This is a genomic window from Bradyrhizobium sp. UFLA01-814, assembly GCF_046718885.1.
Taxonomy (GTDB): Bacteria; Pseudomonadota; Alphaproteobacteria; order Rhizobiales; family Xanthobacteraceae; genus Bradyrhizobium; species Bradyrhizobium elkanii.
Map to the genome: position 1 here is coordinate 1 of NZ_JAQOSR010000384.1, position 581 is coordinate 581.

General features: G+C 67.6%; 1 protein-coding gene. It reads left to right on the forward strand.

The features are described from left to right. A partial coding sequence (locus PMN64_RS42950; RefSeq protein ID WP_411785135.1) for an AMP-binding enzyme occupies positions 1–581 on the forward strand: 581 nt, incomplete at both ends.

A 581-nucleotide genomic window follows, 5' to 3' on the forward strand; every position in this document is an offset into this window, starting at 1 on the left:
ATCCTAAGTCTCGTGGGCTCGGAGATGTGTATAAGAGACAGCGGCTATCTCAACCGCCCTGAGCTGACCGCGGAGCGGTTCATCGCCAGTCCCTTTGTCGAGGGCGACCGGCTGTACCGCACCGGCGATCTGGCGCGCTATCTGCCGGACGGCAATCTGGAGTTTTTGGGCCGCAACGACGACCAGGTGAAGATCCGCGGCTTCCGGATCGAGCCGGGGGAGATTGCGGCGCGGCTCATCGAGCATGCCTGGGTGCGCGAGGCGGTGGTGGTGGCGCAGCAGGACGGCGCCGGCGAGCAGCGTCTTGTCGGCTATGTGGTGTGTGCGCCTGAAGCTCAATCGGATGAGCCGGATGGCGCTGGAGCTGAGCTGGCCGCCACGTTGCGGGCGCATGTGGGCGCGCAGCTGCCGGACTACATGGTGCCGGCGGCGTTCGTGCGGCTGGCGGCGCTGCCGCTGACGGTGAATGGCAAGCTCGACCGCAAGGCGCTGCCGGCGCCGGAAGATGAGGCGTATGCGCATCGCGCCTACGCGCCGCCGCAGGGCGAGATGGAGACGGTGCTGGCACAGATCTGGGCCGA